The organism is Variovorax sp. P5_A3 (genome assembly GCF_056400665.1).
In genome coordinates this window covers 351763-369429 of sequence record NZ_JBFUKW010000004.1, presented here as the reverse complement: position 1 = coordinate 369429, position 17667 = coordinate 351763, and the positions used below count along the sequence as shown (strand labels likewise).

Genomic DNA, 17667 nt, shown 5'->3' with positions numbered 1-17667 from the left:
TTGGGGGGCGCTAGGGCAACAGCACCAGGGCGCCGGTGCTGGCGCGCGATTCGAGACGAGTGTGCGCCCGCGCGGCGGATTCGAGCGAAAAGCGTTCGATCGGCGGCAGCCGGATCGCGCCGTCGGCCAGCGCATTCCACACGCGCTGCGCCCGCTCGGCGAGCGATGCCTGGGTCGACACATAGTCGAACACGACCGGCCGCGAGAAGCTCAGCGACTTGGTCACCAGCGCATCGGGCGCGAGCGGCGTCAGCGGGCCGCTGGCCTGGCCGAGGCTGATCCAGTGGCCGCGGCGGGCGAGGGCGGCGAGGTTCTCTTCACGCGCCGCATCGCCCAGGCCGTCGATCACCACGTCGGCACCGCCGCAGGTGCGCTGCACGGCATCGGCAAAGCGGTAGTCGCGCGTCACGATCACGTGCTCGCAGCCGTACTCGCGCGCGATGCGGGCTTTCTCCTCGCTCGACACGGTGCCGATCACGACGGCACCGAGCCGGCGCGCCCAGGCGCACACCAACAGCCCGACACCGCCGGCCGCGGCGTGAACCAGCAGCCGTGTGCCGCGCTGCACGCGCCCCAGGTCGTGCAACAGGTAGTCGGCGGTGATGCCCTTGAGCAGCAGCGCGGCCGCCACGTCGTCCTCGATCGCGGCGGGCAGCCGGATCACCCATTCGGCCGGCACATTGCGCACGCTGCAGTAGGCGCCGGGCACCGGCCCCAGGTAGGCGACGCGGTCGCCGGGCAGGAAGCCCGACACCTGCGCGCCGACATCGACCACGGCGCCGGCCGCTTCCATGCCTGGCACGCCCGGCGAAGTTGCGGACACCGGCAGCATCTGCGGCACCCAGCCGCGGCGCAGGTACACGTCGATGAAGTTGACGCCGATCGCGCGCTGCCGGATGCGGATCTCGCCCTCGCGCGGACCCGCGGCCTCGCCGTCTTGCGGCCGGAGTTCCTCGGGACCGCCGTAGCGCTCGATACCGATGCGGCGTGAGGGCATCGGCATGGCCGTCGGCATTGCAATCGCGCCCGCCGCCCGCTGGTCGCTCCCCAGCCGCAGGTGCCGGCGCAGGTTCTCGAAGCCCGCCTCGTAGACGCCTCGCGCCACGGTGTCGCGCAACTCGCGCTCCATGCCGGGGGGCGTCGCAAAGGTCGATTCCCAATGCCAGAAGGTGCGGTTGCCATCGGTCACGGGCTTCAGCGTCACGGTGGCGACGTAGCGCTGCAAAGGCAAGGTCGCCTCGACGATGCAATAGGTGCTCTTGTGCTCGGTGTCCGACAGCGTCAGCAACTGCTCGCGGATGCGGTTGCCGTCCCGGAGCGTGAAGCTGCGCACGCAGCCGACCTGGTCGCCGCGCTCGTTGCCTTCGATGCGGCTGCGTTCCACCGTGTCGTGCCACTGGTCGTGGCTGTTGAAGTCGCGCAGCACGGCCCACACACGCTCGATCGGCGCGTCGATGACGGTCGATCGCACGACGCGTTGCAGGCCCGGCATCAGCGTCCGCCGAAGTGCAACTTCAGCGCATTGAAGCCGCCCTGGAACACGCCGCCGCCGATGGACTGCGTGAGTTCCCCCTCGCGGCCCGCATCGCAGTCGAACTCCGCGCTCCATTCGGCGAAGCACCGCGTGCCGTCGGTCACGGGCGTGAGCTTGAGCGTGGAGACATAGTTGGTGACCCCCATCGGGCTTTCGAGGATCTCGTAGGTGCAGCTGTACTCGTAGTCCGACAGGGCCAGCAGCTTCTCGCGGATCATGCCGCCGTCGCGCGTATGGAAGTGTCGGATGCACCCGACCCGATCGGCCGGCTGGCCGTTCTCGATGCGGCTGTCGGCAATCATCGGATGCCATTGCGGCATCCCGTTGAAGTCGCGCACGCGCGACCACACGTTGTCCGCACTGGCGTCGATGACGCTCGAGACATAGACGCTGACCATGCGCTATTCCTTCGACGACTCGCTCGACGAGGGCAGCGCGGCATGGGCGCCGCTGGCGTCGCCCACCAGCCGCTGGATGTCGCCGCCCTGGATGCCGATCTCGCGCAGGAGCTGGTCCACCAGCGGCGCCTGCGCCCGGAAGCGCAGCGCGGAGTTGACCACCCCGTCGGCAAAGTTGCCGCCATCGCTGTTGCGACCGCCGTCGCCCGACGATCCGCCGAGACCGTCGACGTGCAGGATCTTGATGCCTTCGATGTTCTCCAGCGGCCGCACCGACTCGCGAATGATCGCCTCGGCCTTCTCGACCAGCTTCATGCGAAGTGCGGACATGCGCGCCTCGGGCGAGAGCATGTTGTGCGATTCGTTCATCATGCGCGCCGCGTCGGCCTCGATCTCGGCGCGCACCTTCATCGCCATCGAGCGGATCTTGTCGGCGTCCGCATCGGCCTCGGCCTGGGCGCGTACTGCAGCGCCACGGGCCACGCTCGCATCGCTCTCGGCCTGGGCTGCGGAGGTGAGGCGCAACGCGTCGCGCTCGGCGATCTGGGCTGCGGAAATCAGTTCGATGGCCTTTCTTCGTTCGGCCATTTCGACTTCTCGCGCGGTGAAGACCTTCTCTTCGGCGGACACCGCTGTCGCCCGCGCCAGTTCGGCCTCGGCCTGCGCTTCGCTCTGTGCCTTGCTTTCGCGGGCAATCGAGATCGCGCGCTGCTGCTCCGCGAGTTCGAGGGACAGACGGCGCTCGATCTCCGCGCTCTGGATTGCGCGCTCCTTGCCGATGCGCTCTTCCTCGATGGTCTGTTCCGAGCGGATGCGTGCGGTGTCGATGGTCTGCTTGGCGGTGATCTGCGCGCCTTCGGCCTCCTGCTCGCGTTGGGCGCGTTCGGTCGACACCTCGGCACGCTGGCGCGCGCGGGCCATCTCCAGCTCGCGCTGCTGCGCCAGCCGCGCGTGTTCGCTCTCGCGATCGATGTCGAGCGAGAGCTTCTCGGCTTCGAGGTTCTTGTTGCGGATGGCGATGAGTGTGTCCTGCTCGACGTCGTTGCGCTGCTTCTTGCGGTGCTCGATCTGCTCGGTGAGGCGGGTCAGGCCTTCGGCGTCGAAGGCGTTGCTCGGATTGAAGAACTCCATGCCGGTCTGGTCGAGTTGCGTGAGCGACGCGGCTTCGAGTTCGAGGCCGTTCTTGGTCAGGTCCACCGCCACCGCTTCGCGCACGCGCTTCACGTAGGCGCCACGCTTCTCGTGCAGTTCTTCCATCGTCATTTCGGCCGCTGCCGTGCGCAGGGCATCGACAAACTTGCCTTCGACCAGTTCCTTGAGTTGCTCAGGCTCCATGGTCCGCAGGCCGAGCGTCTGGGCCGCCGCGGCAACGGCATCCTCGTTGGTGGCGACACGCACGTAGAACTCGGCAATCACGTCGACCCGCATGCGGTCCTTGGTGATCAGCGCCTTGTCGCGGCCGCGGCTCACTTCGAGGCGAAGCGTGTTCATGTTGACGGGGATCACGTCATGCACGATGGGCAGCACGAAGGCGCCGCCACCCAGCACCACCTTCTGCCCGCCGAGGCCGGTGCGCACGAAGGCGCGCTCCTTCGAGCTGCGCAGGTAGAGCCAGTGCAGCAGCCACACTGCGATCGCCACGACGATCGCGACGACGATCAGCCCGAGGATGAAACTTCCGAATTGAGCGCCTGACATGGGTGTCGTCTCCTGTTGGTCTATCGCGTGATCTGGACGAAGCGTCGCGTGGTCTCGGTGAGCGCCGTTTCCGTCGGCAGGCGCTCCATCGAACTCGCGCCGTAGAAGCCGGCGCACGAGGGGCAATGCGCGAGCACGTACTGGGCGTCCTCGGGCGTTGCGATCGGCCCGCCGTGGCAGAGCACGATGGCATCGGGCTTGACCGCGTGCGCGGCGGCCGCCCACTGGTTGATGCGCGTCACGCAGTCGGCCAGCGTGAGGGCGGTTTCGGCGCCGATGGCACCGCCCGTCGTCAGCCCGAGGTGGCAGACCACGATGTCGGCACCGGCGCCTGCCATGGCGCGCGCATCCGCTTCGCTGAAGACGTAGGGCGTGGTCAAGAGGTCGAGCGCGCGGGCGCGGGCGATCATCTCGACCTCCAGCCCATAGCCCATGCCTGTTTCCTCCAGGTTCGCGCGGAAGACACCGTCGATCAGGCCGACCGTCGGAAAGTTCTGCACGCCCGAGAAGCCGAGCGAGATCAACCTGTTCAGGAATTCGTCGGGGATCATGAACGGGTCGGTGCCGTTCACGCCTGCCAGCACCGGCGTATTCAGCACCACCGGAAGCACCTCGTGCGCCATCTCGCAGACGATCTCGTTCGCATTGCCGTAGGCCAGCAGGCCCGCGAGGGAACCGCGGCCCGCCATGCGATACCGGCCCGAGTTGTAGATGACGATGAGGTCGATGCCGCCGGCTTCCTCGCACTTGGCGGACAGGCCGGTGCCGGCGCCCCCACCGATGATCGGCCGGCCGGCCTCGATCTTCGCGCGGAAGCGTTCGAGCAGTGTCGTTCGGGCGATGCGGGGCATGGTGTTCGGTCTCCTCGCGTGTTGTTGTTCAGGCGCGCCGCGCGCCCGGCGTCGAGCGCGCCACTTCATGCCATGCGCCGACCAGTGCGTCGGCGAAGGCTTCGTCGTTGATGTGCAGCGGCAGGCGCTGCAGCTTCCGGTCGGGGCCTGCGCGGAAGCCGCTTTCGATGGCGGTGAAAAGCGCCCGGTCCGCGTCGGGGTCATGGAAAGGCTGGCCGGGGCGGTCGATGGCGGATACGCCGCCTTCGGGGATGAGGAAGCGAACCGGCCCGCGCATCGCGTTGAGCTTGGTGGCGATGAATTCGCCGATGGCGCGGCATTCGTCGGCCGTGGTGCGCATCAGGGTGATCGTGGGGTTGTGGCGGTAGAGCCTGCGCCCCTTGAAGCGCTCGGGCACCGTGTCCCAGGCGCCGAAGTTCACCATGTCGAGCGCGCCGCAGGAGCCGACGTAGGGCGATGCGTGCCGCGCGAACACGTCCAGCCGCGTCGCGCCGGCCGACAGCGTGCCGCCGACGATCTCGTCCGCGATCTCGGTGGTCGAGACGTCGATCACGCCTGCCACCAGGCCGGAATCGACGAGCTTCTCCATCGACTGGCCGCCGACGCCTGTGGCGTGGAACACCAGGCAGTCGTATTCATCGCCGAGTTGCCTGGTGACGGTCTGCACGCAGGGCGTCGTCACACCGAACATGGTGAGGCCGATGGCCGTCTTGGCGACCGTCGAGATGACGGGCGGATGGGCAATCATCCCGGCCAGCGCGTTCGCCGCGTTGGCGAGCACGAGTTCGCTGATGCGATGGATGCCCTGCACGTCGGTGACCGAATACATCATGCAGATGTCGCTCGGCCCGACGTAGGGGCGCGTGTCGCCGCTGGCCATGGTCGACACCATCATCTTGGGCACGCCGATGGGCAGCGCGCGCATGCCCTGCGTCGCCATTGAGGTGCCGCCGGAGCCGCCCGCCGAGATGATGCCGCCGAGGTCGCGCCGCGTGGCGAGGAAGGCTTCGAATGCGGTCGCCATCGCGGCGGTCGCGCTGCCGCGGTCGTTGCTGAAGACGGCCGACTCGCCTTGAGGGTGATGACGCGCCACTTCGCGCGGGTGCACGCTGGCGGGCGAAGGCTTGCCGGAGGTCGCGAGATCGACGGTGACCACGCGCATGCCGAGCTTTTCGAGGCATTGGCGCAGGAAGGCGAGTTCGCGGCCCTTGGTGTCGAAGGTGCCTGCGACGTAGGCGGAGCGGACGCTGCTGGCGGCTACGGGGAACTCGAAGACGCGAGGTGACGTGGATGCGGGCGCGGCGGTCGTCGTTTCAGGCACGGGTGCGACGCGCGCGATGTCCGCCCCCGGTGCGGCCGTGCCGCCCGCGTTCCATCGCGTGAAGCCGCGCACCGTGGCGGGCGGCAGATCGTCGAGTGACGGCGCGCCATCGCCGTGGGCGCGACGGACGGTGAAGACTTGCGTGGATGCCGGCGCGTCGGCCGCGGGCGACGCGCCCAGGTTCTCGACCTCGTCGTCGGGACCGCCGGAGCGCACGCCGAGCAGGCGCTCCTGCAATTCGCGGTCAGCCGCCAGTTGCGACGCGGGCATCTCCTGCGCGATGCGGCCGTTGACCATCAGTCCGATCCGATCGGCCACCGACACCGCGACGCCGAGGTTCTGCTCGATCAGCAACACGGCGATGCTGCCCTCGGCCGCCAGATCGCGCAGCGCCTGCGCCACCTGGTCGACGATCACCGGGGCCAGGCCTTCGGTGGGCTCGTCCATCACGAGCAGCTTGGGGTTGAGCAGCAGCGCACGCCCGATCGCCAGCATCTGCTGTTCGCCGCCCGACAGTTGCGCACCGCCATGGCCGCGCCGCTCCGCCAGCCGCGGGAACATCGCATAGACGCGATCGACCTCGCGCCGGCGACCGGCCACCAGCCGCAATGTCTCGTCCACCGAAAGCGAGGCCCACACGCGACGACCCTGCGGCACGTAGGCGATGCCGCGCTTCGTGATCTCGTTCGGCGACAGGCCGAGGATTTCCTCGCCCACGAGCCGGATGCTCCCGCGCGCCGGCACGAGTCCGGTGATGGCGTTGCACAGCGTGCTCTTGCCCATGCCGTTGCGCCCGACGATGCCGAGAACGCCGCGTTCCAGCGCGAGGCTCACGCCCTGCAGCGCATGCGCGCGGCCATAGAACACGTCGAGCGCTTCGATGACGAGCACCGGCGCGCCGCTGGCGATTGCTTTCCGGTCGGTGCCGAACCATGCCATCAGTGCCTGCTCCCCATGTAGATCGCCTGCACCTGCGCGTCGTTCTCGATCTCGTCCGGCGTGCCGGTGCGCAGCGTGCGTCCGTTGTGCATGACAGTGACGCGGTCGACCACGCGCAGTGCAATGTCCAGGTCGTGCTCGATCAGCACGAAACTCATGTGCGCCGGCAACGAGCCCAGCAGCGCGACCAGTTCGCGCCGCTCGACCGGCGAAAGACCCGCCGCCGGCTCGTCGAACAGGATCAGTCGCGGTGCGCCGGCCAGTGCCATGCCGATCTCCAGTTGCCGCTGTTGCCCGTGCGCGAGATTGGCGACCCGTTCGTCGGCGATGTGGCTCAGGCGCGTGCGTTCCAGCAGGTCGTTGGTGGCGCGCGTGGAGGCGTTGCCCGCGCGCGCCCTCAGGAAACTGAAGCGGCCGCTGGCAACGCCACGGACCGCAAGAAAGAGGTTGTCCCGCACCGTGAGGTCGCGGAACAGCAGCGAAGACTGGTACGTGCGGCGCAACCCCTTGCGGATGCGATCGTGCGGCGGCAGGTCGGTGATGTCCTCGCCGAAGAAATGAATGCGCCCGGCCGTCGGTGGGAAGTCGCCGGTGATCGCATTGAACAGCGTGGTCTTGCCCGCGCCGTTGGAACCGAGGATGGCGTACTTCTGTCCGGCCGTGACCGTGATCGATACGTCATCGACCGCGCGCAACGCACCGAAGGCACGCGTCACCCCGTCCAGCCGCAGCGCGTCGCCCGAGAGCAACTGCGTGCCTGCGCCGCTGATCGCGTGGCCGCGCGAAGCGACCGGCCGGAGCGGGGTGATCGTGGCCATCTTGGTGCTTACTTGCGGCAATCGGGTACGTCGCGCGTACCCAACCCCATCTTCTGGAACTCGGCTTCAGGCAGGCCCAGCGTCTGCGTGATGTTGGGCACCGACTTCACGACCTTGTTGTAGAAGGAGCCGTCGGGCGCCTTCGTCACTTCCGTGATGTAGGTGGTGCCGACGCCATTGCGGTTTGCATCGATCTTCACCACGCCTGCAGGACCATTGAAGTTGGTCTTCTGCAGCGCGTCGCGATAGGCCTTCTGCCCGCCCGACAGATCGCCTTTGACCGCATCGAGCCCGTCGAGCGCCGCCTTGGTGTTGATGTAGTACAGGTAGGCGAACAGCGATGGGCTCGGGAAGCCGTCCTTGTAGTTGGCCTTGTAGTCGGCCACGAACTTCTTCCACTCCGGCGTGTCGATCGAATCGGCCATCGGCCCGGCCGACGCGGTGCCCAGCAGCGACTCGCGGCGCTTGCCCTTGAAATTGAGCACCGTCTGGTCGACCGTGATCGAGCCGCCGATCATCGGCTTGTCGCCGCCGGCCTGCTCGTACTGCGTGAGGAAGTTCACCGCATCCGAACCGCCGAGGACCACGACCAGCGCATCGACATCCTTCGGGATCTTCGCGATCACCGAGGCGTAGTCCTTGGTGCCCAGTGGCACCCACGCCTTGTCGACCACCTTGCCGCCCTTGGCGCAGTAGCTGGCCATGAAGCCCTGCACCTGCGAATACGGGAAGCCGTAGTCCTCCGCGATCAGGAAGGTCTTCTTGTAGCCCTTGGAGAGCGCGTGCTCGCCGAGGCCCACCATCCACTGCGCGCCTTCGGTGTTGAAGCGATAGAAGTTGGGGGCCGGATCGCCCCACGTCGCCGCCTGCGCACCCGAGGAGCCGTTGATGAAGGTGATGTTCGGCTGCGTCTTCGCGTAGTTCTTGACCGCGATGCCCTCGTCGCCCGACAGCGGGCCGATCATGATCTGCACCTTGTCCTGCTCGACCGCCTTGCGTGTGGAGTTCACGGCCTTGTCCGGCGTGGCGTCGGACGAGACCTTGACGAACTCGACCTTCTTGCCGCCGGCCATGCCATTCTTCTCTTTCAGCGCCATGTCCGCGCCGCGCATGCCGTCCTGGCCGGGCGCCGCGAACGGTCCCTCCAGTGAGGCCAGCAGGCCGATCTTGATGGTCTCCTGGGCGTACGCGACGCCGCCCAGGGCGACCAAAGCTGCCGCAGCCACGATGCTGCGCCCGAACGATTTCTTGCCTCTGCTCATGTCTCGCTCCTTCTTGTCATCGATGAATGCGGCCTTGACCGCGGTGGGTGAAAGCGGAGCCCAGGCGATTGCGAAGGCTCTGCCACAAGCCAAGCAATCCGTCGGGTGAAAACAGCACGATCGCGAGGAAGACCCCGCCGATCACGAGATTGAAGCGTTCGCGGTCGACCAGGTCGATCGCGAAGTTCTGCAGCAGCACGAAGACGATCGCGCCGATGAAGGCGCCGATGGGGTGCTTCATGCCGCCGAGCACGGCGATGATGAGGATGTTGATCATCGCGCCGACGCCGACGGTGCCGGGCGAGATGCGGCCGTTGTACCAGACCATCAGGATGCCGCCCACCGCCGAGAGAAAGCCCGCCACCGCATACGCGCCGACGCGGTGCGCCGTCACGTTGTAGCCCAGCGCCTGCATGCGGCGCGGGTTGTCGCGGATGCCTTGCAGCGCAATGCCGAAGGGCGCGCGGATCAGGTGCTTGACGAAGAAGTAGCCGGCCAGCGAGCAGGCGAGCACCAGGAAGTAGAAGGGCATCGGCTTGCCGAGGTCCAGGTCGAAGACCGTCGGCGCGGCGATGCGGCTGAAGCCCTGGAAGCCGTTGAAGACGGTGTAATTCTGCTGCGCCAGGTAGAAGAAGGCGACACCGACCGCGAGCGTGATCATGATCGTGTAGATGCCTTCGGTGCGCACCGACAGCCAGCCGATGCTCGCGGCGACCAGCGTCCCGAGCGAGATCGCGACGACGAGCGCGAGCCACCACGGCCAGCCCAGGCTGATGGCCAGGTTGCTGCTGGTGCCGAAGATCGCCAGCATGTAGGCCGCGAAACCCGCGACTGTCATCTGCGCGAGCGACACCATGCCGCCGTAGCCGCCGAGGAAGATCAGCGACAGCGCGATCAGGCCGAGCGCCAGCGACTGCGCGCCGATCTGGAAAGTGAAGAAGGGCGTGGCGAAGAAGGGATAGGCGAAGACGAAGACGATGACTGCGATGTGCCGCCACTTCACGGCGCGCACGACGGACCGCCACCAGTTCGAGAAGCGCGCCTCCGACATGCCGTCGCGCGAAGGCAGCGTCTGAGCGGTGGACCGCACGACCGCGGGCCTGCTCGTATCGCGCACGCCGCGCGCAGCCTGCGCCGCCGCGGCGGAAGATGAATTCATGGCCCGCCGCCACTTCGCTGCGCTCACGAGTTTTTCCCCATCAGGCCGCGCGGCTTGAACGCCAGTGCAACCACCATGATCACAAACGTGAAGACCACGCTGTAGGTCGGCGCGTAGGCGAGACCGAACTGCTCGGCCAGCCCGATCAGCAGCGCACCGATGGCCGCGCCGACAACGCTGCCCATGCCGCCGACGATCACCACGACGAGCGACGCGAGTAGGTAGCGTGTGTCCTCTCCCGGCGAGATCGACAGCGCCGTGCCGCCGACGACGCCGGCCAGTCCGGCCAGCCCGGCCCCGATCGCGAAGGTCAGCGCAAAGACGCGCTGCACGTTGACGCCGGAAGCTGCCAGCATGCCCCGGTCATCCACTCCGGCGCGGATCATCATCCCGATGCGTGTGCGCGCAAGCAGGAGCCACAGACCGACGCCGATCACGATGGAGGCGATCAGCACGAAGATGCGATAGGTCGGAAACTTGTTGACCAGCGGCAGCGTGGTCGAGCCGTAGATCCACGACGGCGGATCGAAGGTGTAGATCTCCGCGCCCCAGGCCCAGAGCATCAGGTCGGCGAGCACGATCGACAGCCCGATGGTCACGAGCGTCTGCCGCAGGTCCTGCCCTTGCATGTGGCGGAACACCAGCACCTGCATCAGCAGCCCCAGCACGGCCGCCGACAGGAACCCGGCGATCACCGCCAGCACCCAAGAACCGGTGTGCTCGCCCACGTACCACCCGATGTAGGCTCCGAAGAGGTAGAGCGAGCCATGCGCCAGGTTGACGTTGCGCATCAGCCCGAACACCAGCGTGAACCCGCTCGCGACCAGGAAGTACAGCGATGCGAGCGTGAGCCCGTTCAGCAGCGTCTTGAAGAACAGGGAAGCGTTGTCGACGATCGCCCAGACGGCGAACACCGCGACCGGAATGACGAAGAGCAGCAGGAGAGCCCAGTTTTTTCGACTCACGCGGCGCGCTCCCAGCTGCGTTGCGACGCGATCTCCGGCGTCTTGGCGAATTCGCCATCCTTCATCACCGCGAGGATGCGCTTCGGGTCGCGCAGGATCGACAGGTTGGCCAGCGGGTCGCCGTCGACCAGCAGCATGTCGGCGAGGTAGCCGTCCTTGATGACGCCGAGCTCGTCCGGCTTCATCATGATCTGGCCGCCGTAAAGCGTGGTCGAGCGGATCGCTTCCATCGGCGTGAAGCCCAGGTACTTGACGAAGAACTCCAGGTCGCGCGCGTTCTGGCAATGCGGTGTGAAGGCAAAACCGTAGTCGCCGCCCGGCAACACGCGGATGCCGCGCTTGTGCATCTTCGACAGCGACACGCAGGCCGCCTCCCACTCCGTCTCGTAGCCCATGTCGACGGCCATGGCGTGCGTGACGCCGTAGGGCTCGGCCTCGTGCAGCATGGCGTAGAGGATCGCGATGCCCGGCGCGACGAACACGCGGTCCTTCGCGGCCTCCAGCATGTCGATGGCCTCGTCGTCGACGAAGCTCGCGTGGTAGATCAGGTCGATGCCGTGGCGCAGTGCCTGCTTCACGCTGTCCGACGAGCGTGCGTGCGCGATGCCGCGCTTGCCGCGGATGCGCACTTCGCGCATGGCGGCCTCGACCTCCTCGTCCATCATCCACGTCGTCTCGGACGGCGACTGGGGCGTGAAGTTGTCGCCCGAGAGGTTGAGCTTGACCGAGTCCACGCCGTACTTGAGGAAGGTGCGCACGGCCTTGCGCATCTCCTCGGGGCCGGAGATGTTCACGCCGAAGCTGAACTCCGGGAAGGGCAGATGCGGCAGCGTTTCGTCGCCCAGGCCACCCAGTACCGTGATCTCCTGGCTGGCCGCGAGATAACGCGGCCCCGGGATCTGCCCGGCGTTGATGGCGTTGCGGATCACCACATCGAGACGCGGCTTGGCGCAGGCGGCTCCAACGCAGGAGGTGAAGCCCGCTTCGAGATAGCGCCGGGCTACCTTGCTGCACCACAGCACATGCTCTTCGAGCGGCATCGTCTGGATGGCCGCGAGCGTGGCTGCGTCGTTCCACGAGAAGTGCGTGTGGGCCTCGCACATGCCGGGCATCAGCGTGGCGCCAGCGCCGTCGATCACCGTCGCGCCGCCCGGTGCGATCGGCGCCGAGCTGCGCCCGACCTGCCGGATGCGGTTGCCCCGCACGAGCACGCTGCCGGTGTAGGGGTTCTGCCCCGTGCCGTCGAGGACGCGGACGTTGGTGAAGACGACATCGGCCATGACGTATCTCCTATGCTGCCCAGCGGGTAGTACGTTGCGAACGCACAGGGGGCGCGCGATGAAATTCGCCGTCCTTCATGACGGCCATGATCCGGGACTTGTCCTGCAGCACGGTGATGTCGGCGAGCGGGTCGCCGTCGATCAGCAGGATGTCGGCCAGGTAGCCTTCGCGGATGTAGCCCAGTACCTTGCCCATGCGCATCATCGGACCGCCCCAGGCAGTCGCCGAGAGCAATGCTTCCATGGTGCTCATGCCGACGTACTTGACGAAGTACTCCAGGTCTTTCGCATTGGTTCCGTGCGGTGTCCACGCGAAGCCGTAGTCCCCGCCCGGCAGGATGCGGATGCCGCGCTTGCGCATGGCGCGCATGCTTTCGACGGCCGCTTCGAGTTCGCGGTGGTAGCCCATCTTGCGCGTGACCTCGGGCGTCAAGCCCCATTGGCTTGCGTGATGGCAGGTGTTGATGAGCCAGGCCAGGCCCGGCGCGATGAAATGCTCGGTCTTCTTCGCCTCGAGCATGTCCAGCGCCTCTTCGTCGGTGAAGCTGGCGTGGTAGATCACTTCGATGCCCTGCTTCACACATTGCTTGATCGACCATGTGGAGCGCGCATGCGCCGCCACGCGCTTGCCCCAGGCCTTGGCCTCCTGCACGCAGACCGTGATCTCTTCCTCGGTGAACTGGCTCATCTCGCTCGGCATGCCGGTGATCGACTCGCCCGAGAGATTGATCTTGAGCGAGTCGACGCCGTACTTGGCGAACATGCGCACGCAGCGGCGCATCTCTTCCGCGCCGCTGACGATCGCGCCGAAGGCGAACTCCGGTTGCGGCAGGTGCGGCTGCGTGGTGTCGCCCAGGCCACCCGGCACGGTGATCTCCTGGCTCGCGGCCAGGTAGCGCGGGCCGATGATGGTGCCGTCGTTGATCGCATTGCGGATGACCACGTCGAGGCGGGGCTTGGCGGCGGCGGCGCCGACGCAGCTTGTCCAGCCCATGTCCAGATAGCGCTTCGCGACCTCGGCGCACCAGAGGATGTGCTCCTCCGGCGGCATGCGCTGGATCGCGTCGAGGCTGGGCTGGTCGTTCCACGAGAAATGCGTGTGCGCCTCGACCATGCCCGGCATCAGGAAGGCGCCGGCACCGTCGATCACCTGCGCGCCGCTGATGAGCGCGGGCCGCGCCCCGTAGGCCGTCTTGACCACGCGCGCGATGCGATTGCCCTGCACGAGCACGTCACCGGTGAAAGGTGCTTCGCCGCCGCCGTCGAAGACCCGCACATTCGTGAAGAGGACGTCGGCCATTGTCAGTTCCTCGCATGCGTTGCAAGAAAGTCGCGCAGCTCGCGCTGGCACTCCTCGGGACGCTCGACCGGCGTCCAGTGCCCGCAGCGCGGCAGCACGACCACGCGTTTGCTGGCGGCGCGGTGCAGCCGGTCAGCGAAGGAGCGCACGGACTGCGGCGGCGCCACGCCGTCCTCGTCGCCCGTCACCAGCAGGACGGGCGCCTCGATGTTCTCGACCGCCGCGGCTTGCGCGTCGGCCAGTGCTTCGCAGCTTCGCGCATAGCCGTCGCCGTCCTGCCGCATCAGGCTTTCGCGAACGAAGGCCACCGCGACCGGAAGCCGCTCGCGCGTGTCGCGCGAGATCGCGGCCTGGAGCAGCCCCTGCGTGATCTCCTGCATGCCCGCAGCGCCCTCGCGCGCCTTCGCCGCACGCGCCTTCATCGCCGAGCGCGCGGCATCCGGCGGCGCGATGAGCGGACCGAAGAGCGCGACGCTCGCCACCCGCTTCGGATGCGCCGCCGCGATGTGCTGGCAGACGATGGTGCCCATCGAGTGCCCGAGCCAGTGCGCGCGCGGGACGTTCAGCCGCTCGCAGATGTTCAGCATCGTCTCGACATAGCGCTCGATCGACAGCGCGCCTTCCGCGCGTTGCGAGCGCCCGCTGCCCGGCAGGTCGACCCGGATCACGCGATGCCGCGCCAGGGCGGGCATCAACGGCGTCCAGCTGTTGGAGCTGCCGCCCAGGCCATGCACGCAGACGACAGCGGGGCCTTCGCCTTCCTCTTCCACCGCGATGCGGTCGATCAGTTGAAAGCTCATGATGATTCGAACCTGTTCTCGATGATGCCCACACCGTCGATCTCGATGCGCACCACGTCGCCCGACTTCAGCCACTGCGGCGGCTTCAGCCCCATGCCCACGCCGGACGGCGTGCCGGTCGCGATGACGTCGCCGGGATGCAGCGTGATGCCGCGCGAGCAGGTCTCGATCAGCGTCGGGATGTCGAAGATCATGTCGCGCGTCTGCCCGTCCTGCCGCAGCGCGCCGTTGACCCAGCCGCGCACGCGCGTGGCGCGGCCGTCGAGTTCGTCGGCCGTGACGATCCAGGGGCCCATCGGGCAGAAGGTGTCGAAGCTCTTGCCCAGGTCCCACTGCTGGTGCCGCATCTGCACGTCGCGCGCGGTCACGTCGTTGACGATGGTGTAGCCGAACACGTGTTCCATCGCGCGCGACGCGGGAATGTCCCGTCCGCCGCGGCCGATGACGACGGCGAGTTCGGATTCGTAGTCGATCTGCACCGATGCCGCCGGCGAGGGCAGGCGCACGGCATCGTGCGGCCCGACCACGCATTCGCCCAGCTTGCCGAAGACGATGGGCCAGGGGTCGCTCTCCGGCATGGCCGACCGGAACACCGAGCCGGCCAGTTCCTCCGCATGCGCACGGTAGTTGCGTCCGACGCAGAACAGGCTGCGCAGAGGGCGCGGCAGGGGCGCACGAAGGGTGACGACTTCGACGGGAAGGCGCGTGCCCGAAGGCTGGGGCAGCGGCTCGTCGCGCGCCAGGGCCTGGATCAGCGGGAGCGCGCCGAGCGATGCGTCGCGCACACCCAGGGGCGTGGCTTCACGCCCGTCCGGCGAGATCGTGCCAACGTAGTCGCGACCACCCCAATTCCAGCTGGCCAGGCGCATCGACTTTGTCTCCATGGGGTCCCGCGGTCTTGCTGGTGCGAGCCAGTTGCCATGGGATCTCGGAAGTCTTGAATGTCAGGTTTGAGACTTGCGTCTCAAATCGGGATCGCTGCATCATACGGGCCGGCCGCAGCTGTTCACAATAGATTCCAGACCCTACCGAGCCCCGTACAAACCCCATGGCCCGCCTGAAGCACAAGCTGAGCGAACCCCCGGTGCCCCCCGAACGCGGTGTGCGGGCCGCGACCTTCCGCTTGTTGCTCGACACCGCCATGGCCATCATCCAGGAAAGCGGCCACATCCCTTCGGTGGCCGTGTGCGCGGCGCGGGCGAAGGTTTCGCGCGCCACGGCGTACCGCTACTTTCCGAGCCGCAGCGCGCTGGTGACGGCGGTGATCGACAGCTCGCTCGGCCCGGTGCGCAGGCTCGCTTCGGACAACCCCAACGGCCGCGAGCGCGTGCACGAGCTGTTCCTCCAGACCTTTCCGCGCTTCAAGGAGTTCGAGGCGCAAATGCGTGCCGCCGCGCTGCTGTCGCTGGAGCAGTGGGGCCTGGAGCGCGCAGGGCTGCTGGAAGAGGAGCCCTATCGGCGCGGCCATCGCGTGCGCATCCTGGAGCATGCGATCGAGCCGCTGGCGCCGCTGATGCGGCCGGCGATGCGCAATCGGCTGCATCAAGCGCTGTCCGTCGTCTACGGCATCGAGCCCTACGTGATCCTCAAGGACATCTGGGGACTGCGCGATCGGGAAGTCGAACGGACCGCGATCTGGATGGCCGATGCGTTGATCGATGCGGCCCTGCGCGAATCCGAACAGAAGCCACGCCCGAAGCACAAGGCCCCCTGATGCGTTCCAGGTCCCGACCCTCGCCAGCCTGGCACGACGAGCAGTACAACAACCGCGCACGCATTCCCGGGCACCCGGCCATCCTCCAGCATTGGGCCGATGCGTCGGCGCGTGCGCTGGTGCGCCCAGGCTGGGTGCTCGACGTGGCCTACGGGGATGACGCGAGCGAGCGGCTCGACATTCTTCCGGCGGGCCGCGACGCGCCGGTGTTCGTCTACATCCACGGCGGCTACTGGCGGGCGCTCGACAAGCGCGATCACGCCTTCGTCGCGCCGCCGCTCGCGGATGCGGGGGCGATGGTCGTGAACCTCAACTACGCGCTGTGCCCGGCGGTGAGCATCGAGCACATCGTGTCGCAACTCGTGCAGGCGCTCGCGTGGGTCTGGCGACATGCGGCCGAACATGGCGGCGACCCGAAGCGCATCGTCGTGGCGGGCCATTCGGCTGGCGGGCACCTGGCGACGATGTTGCTGGCCACCGATTGGCGGGCCGTGTCGCCGGACCTGCCGGCGGATCTCGTGAAGTCCGCCTTGTCGATCTCGGGTCTCTACGAACTGGAACCGCTTCGGCATGCGCCGTTCCTGGCGCCTGACATCGGTCTGACCGAAGCGTCGGCCTTGCGCCTCAGTCCAGCGGCCATGCCGGCACCCTTGCGCGGATCGCTGGTCACGGTCGTCGGCGGCGAAGAGAGCGAGGAGTTCCATCGACAGGCCGACCTGATCGCGCAAGCATGGGGCCCGCGCGTCGTCATCGCGGCGGAGAGTGAGCTGGGTCGTAATCACATGGATGTGCTCCACGAACTCGCCAACCCGGGGGCGCGGACACATCGGCGCGCCCTGGAACTGCTGGGCCTCTGACGCTCGCGCCTACGGGCGCCTCTGCACCAAAGTGCAATTCAAAGCTGGCGGCGAAGGGGGTAGGCTGCAGCCGCGGCGTCGAAGGGCAAATAGCGCAGGAGACATGCTGTGTGATCAGGCGACGGTTGCTTCGGACGGGGCTCGGCGTCATCCTGGGGTGGAATGGCCTCGGCGTGACGCTGGCGCTCGCGCCGCCGACCGACGAGGCTCCGCCGGCGCGCTCGGCGTTGCTGTCGTCGGCCATTGCCTATGTGCTGGCGCAGCCCTCCGAGCATCCCTATGCGGCGGTGCTGGACTTTTCCGTCCAGTCGCGATTGCCGCGCTTTCATGTGATCGAGCGCTCGACCGGCACCATCGTCCACAGCTTCCTGGTGGCACACGGCATCGGATCCGAGCCGGAGGACAACGACGGGGTGCCTGAAGTCTTTCTCGACGTTGTCGACAGCTTTGCGAGCAGCCTCGGGCTGTATCGCACCGACGAGGTCTACATGAGTCCAACGGAAGGCAACGGGCTCTCCATGCGCCTGCGTGGCCTGTCCCCGACCAACAGCAACGCCTACAAGCGCCTGATCGTCATCCACGCGCAGTGGTATGTCGAACCGGAGTTCGTCGCGCTCTACGGCAAGGCGGGCCGGAGCGACGGATGCATGGTTTTCTCGTCGGCCGACCGCGACACGGTGATCGACCTGTTGCGCGGAGGCGCGCTGATCTACGCGGTGGCCGGACCCTGATGCAGGATGTGCCAAGGCTTTCCGGGGCGGTGCGGCAACG

At 67.5% G+C, this 17667-nt stretch carries 15 protein-coding genes and 2 pseudogenes; 3 read left to right on the top strand and 14 right to left on the bottom strand.

Annotation, left to right across the window (positions count from 1 at the left end; genetic code table 11):
* Positions 1-10: 10 nt before the first annotated feature.
* From AC1D3B_RS09260 to AC1D3B_RS09195, 14 genes and pseudogenes are all read right to left on the bottom strand, one after another.
* A complete protein-coding gene (locus AC1D3B_RS09260; protein WP_478190351.1) occupies positions 11-1492 on the bottom strand; it encodes an SRPBCC family protein in 1482 nt (493 codons plus the stop codon).
* On the bottom strand, positions 1492-1932 hold the full coding sequence (locus tag AC1D3B_RS09255; RefSeq protein WP_478190350.1) for an SRPBCC family protein: 441 nt from the start codon (positions 1930-1932) through the stop codon (positions 1492-1494). Before AC1D3B_RS09255 ends, AC1D3B_RS09260 begins: the two co-directional genes overlap by 1 nt.
* Before the next feature lie 3 nt (positions 1933-1935).
* Positions 1936-3630: a flotillin family protein gene (locus tag AC1D3B_RS09250; RefSeq protein WP_478190349.1), complete on the bottom strand. Its 1695-nt coding sequence runs from the start codon at positions 3628-3630 to the stop codon at positions 1936-1938.
* A gap of 20 nt (positions 3631-3650) precedes the next feature.
* A complete protein-coding gene (locus AC1D3B_RS09245) occupies positions 3651-4481 on the bottom strand; it encodes a phosphoenolpyruvate hydrolase family protein (protein ID WP_478190348.1) in 831 nt (276 codons plus the stop codon).
* 28 nt (positions 4482-4509) lie between these two features.
* A pseudogene (locus tag AC1D3B_RS09240) lies at positions 4510-5715 on the bottom strand (Tm-1-like ATP-binding domain-containing protein); the annotation flags it as partial.
* A gap of 531 nt (positions 5716-6246) precedes the next feature.
* Positions 6247-6741, bottom strand: a pseudogene (locus tag AC1D3B_RS09235) (ABC transporter ATP-binding protein); the annotation flags it as partial.
* Positions 6741-7559 (bottom strand): ABC transporter ATP-binding protein, encoded by an 819-nt coding sequence (locus AC1D3B_RS09230; RefSeq protein ID WP_478190347.1) that lies wholly within the window; start codon positions 7557-7559, stop codon positions 6741-6743. The pseudogene AC1D3B_RS09235 and the gene AC1D3B_RS09230, both read right to left, overlap by 1 nt.
* Positions 7560-7567: 8 nt before the next feature.
* Positions 7568-8821, bottom strand: a complete 1254-nt coding sequence (locus tag AC1D3B_RS09225; RefSeq protein ID WP_478190346.1) for an ABC transporter substrate-binding protein — start codon at positions 8819-8821, stop codon at positions 7568-7570.
* A 16-nt stretch (positions 8822-8837) separates the two neighbouring features.
* A complete protein-coding gene (locus tag AC1D3B_RS09220) occupies positions 8838-9980 on the bottom strand; it encodes a branched-chain amino acid ABC transporter permease (RefSeq protein ID WP_478190345.1) in 1143 nt (380 codons plus the stop codon).
* 23 nt (positions 9981-10003) lie between these two features.
* The gene (locus AC1D3B_RS09215; RefSeq protein ID WP_478190344.1) at positions 10004-10945 is read right to left on the bottom strand and encodes a branched-chain amino acid ABC transporter permease; all 942 of its coding nucleotides are present in this window, start codon (positions 10943-10945) and stop codon (positions 10004-10006) included.
* Entirely contained in the window at positions 10942-12225 is a 1284-nt protein-coding gene (locus AC1D3B_RS09210; protein ID WP_478190343.1) for a metal-dependent hydrolase family protein, read from the bottom strand. The genes AC1D3B_RS09215 and AC1D3B_RS09210 overlap by 4 nt, the downstream gene beginning before the upstream one ends.
* A 10-nt stretch (positions 12226-12235) precedes the next feature.
* Complete coding sequence (locus AC1D3B_RS09205; RefSeq protein ID WP_478190342.1) at positions 12236-13525, bottom strand: metal-dependent hydrolase family protein; 1290 nt, start codon at positions 13523-13525, stop codon at positions 12236-12238.
* 2 nt (positions 13526-13527) lie between these two features.
* The gene (locus AC1D3B_RS09200; RefSeq protein ID WP_478190341.1) at positions 13528-14325 is read right to left on the bottom strand and encodes an alpha/beta fold hydrolase; all 798 of its coding nucleotides are present in this window, start codon (positions 14323-14325) and stop codon (positions 13528-13530) included.
* Positions 14322-15194 carry a fumarylacetoacetate hydrolase family protein gene (locus AC1D3B_RS09195; protein ID WP_478190340.1) on the bottom strand — a complete coding sequence of 291 codons (873 nt, stop codon included), beginning with the start codon at positions 15192-15194 and terminating at the stop codon, positions 14322-14324. The genes AC1D3B_RS09200 and AC1D3B_RS09195 overlap by 4 nt, the downstream gene beginning before the upstream one ends.
* A gap of 179 nt (positions 15195-15373) precedes the next feature.
* Here AC1D3B_RS09195 and AC1D3B_RS09190 point away from each other — a divergent pair, with 179 nt between their 5' ends.
* The 3 genes from AC1D3B_RS09190 (at position 15374) to AC1D3B_RS09180 (ending at position 17627) form a co-directional block, all read left to right on the top strand.
* Positions 15374-16039, top strand: coding sequence for a TetR/AcrR family transcriptional regulator (locus tag AC1D3B_RS09190; RefSeq protein WP_478190339.1), 666 nt, complete (start codon positions 15374-15376; stop codon positions 16037-16039).
* Complete coding sequence (locus tag AC1D3B_RS09185) at positions 16039-16896, top strand: alpha/beta hydrolase (protein ID WP_478190338.1); 858 nt, start codon at positions 16039-16041, stop codon at positions 16894-16896. Before AC1D3B_RS09190 ends, AC1D3B_RS09185 begins: the two co-directional genes overlap by 1 nt.
* 110 nt (positions 16897-17006) lie before the next feature.
* Positions 17007-17627 carry a murein L,D-transpeptidase catalytic domain-containing protein gene (locus AC1D3B_RS09180; RefSeq protein ID WP_478190337.1) on the top strand — a complete coding sequence of 207 codons (621 nt, stop codon included), beginning with the start codon at positions 17007-17009 and terminating at the stop codon, positions 17625-17627.
* Positions 17628-17667: the final 40 nt, after the last annotated feature.

Excerpts from the sequence above, each read along its gene's own strand:
- AC1D3B_RS09260 (WP_478190351.1), bottom strand. The coding sequence starts at position 1,492 with ATGCCGGGCCTGCAACGCGTCGTGCGATCGACCGTCATCGACGCGCCG.
- AC1D3B_RS09255 (WP_478190350.1), bottom strand. The coding sequence starts at position 1,932 with ATGGTCAGCGTCTATGTCTCGAGCGTCATCGACGCCAGTGCGGACAAC.
- AC1D3B_RS09250 (WP_478190349.1), bottom strand. The coding sequence starts at position 3,630 with ATGTCAGGCGCTCAATTCGGAAGTTTCATCCTCGGGCTGATCGTCGTC.
- AC1D3B_RS09245 (WP_478190348.1), bottom strand. The coding sequence starts at position 4,481 with ATGCCCCGCATCGCCCGAACGACACTGCTCGAACGCTTCCGCGCGAAG.
- AC1D3B_RS09230 (WP_478190347.1), bottom strand. The coding sequence starts at position 7,559 with ATGGCCACGATCACCCCGCTCCGGCCGGTCGCTTCGCGCGGCCACGCG.
- AC1D3B_RS09225 (WP_478190346.1), bottom strand. The coding sequence starts at position 8,821 with ATGAGCAGAGGCAAGAAATCGTTCGGGCGCAGCATCGTGGCTGCGGCA.
- AC1D3B_RS09220 (WP_478190345.1), bottom strand. The coding sequence starts at position 9,980 with ATGAATTCATCTTCCGCCGCGGCGGCGCAGGCTGCGCGCGGCGTGCGC.
- AC1D3B_RS09210 (WP_478190343.1), bottom strand. The coding sequence starts at position 12,225 with ATGGCCGATGTCGTCTTCACCAACGTCCGCGTCCTCGACGGCACGGGG.
- AC1D3B_RS09205 (WP_478190342.1), bottom strand. The coding sequence starts at position 13,525 with ATGGCCGACGTCCTCTTCACGAATGTGCGGGTCTTCGACGGCGGCGGC.
- AC1D3B_RS09200 (WP_478190341.1), bottom strand. The coding sequence starts at position 14,325 with ATGAGCTTTCAACTGATCGACCGCATCGCGGTGGAAGAGGAAGGCGAA.
- AC1D3B_RS09195 (WP_478190340.1), bottom strand. The coding sequence starts at position 15,194 with ATGCGCCTGGCCAGCTGGAATTGGGGTGGTCGCGACTACGTTGGCACG.
- AC1D3B_RS09190 (WP_478190339.1), top strand. The coding sequence starts at position 15,374 with ATGGCCCGCCTGAAGCACAAGCTGAGCGAACCCCCGGTGCCCCCCGAA.
- AC1D3B_RS09185 (WP_478190338.1), top strand. The coding sequence starts at position 16,039 with ATGCGTTCCAGGTCCCGACCCTCGCCAGCCTGGCACGACGAGCAGTAC.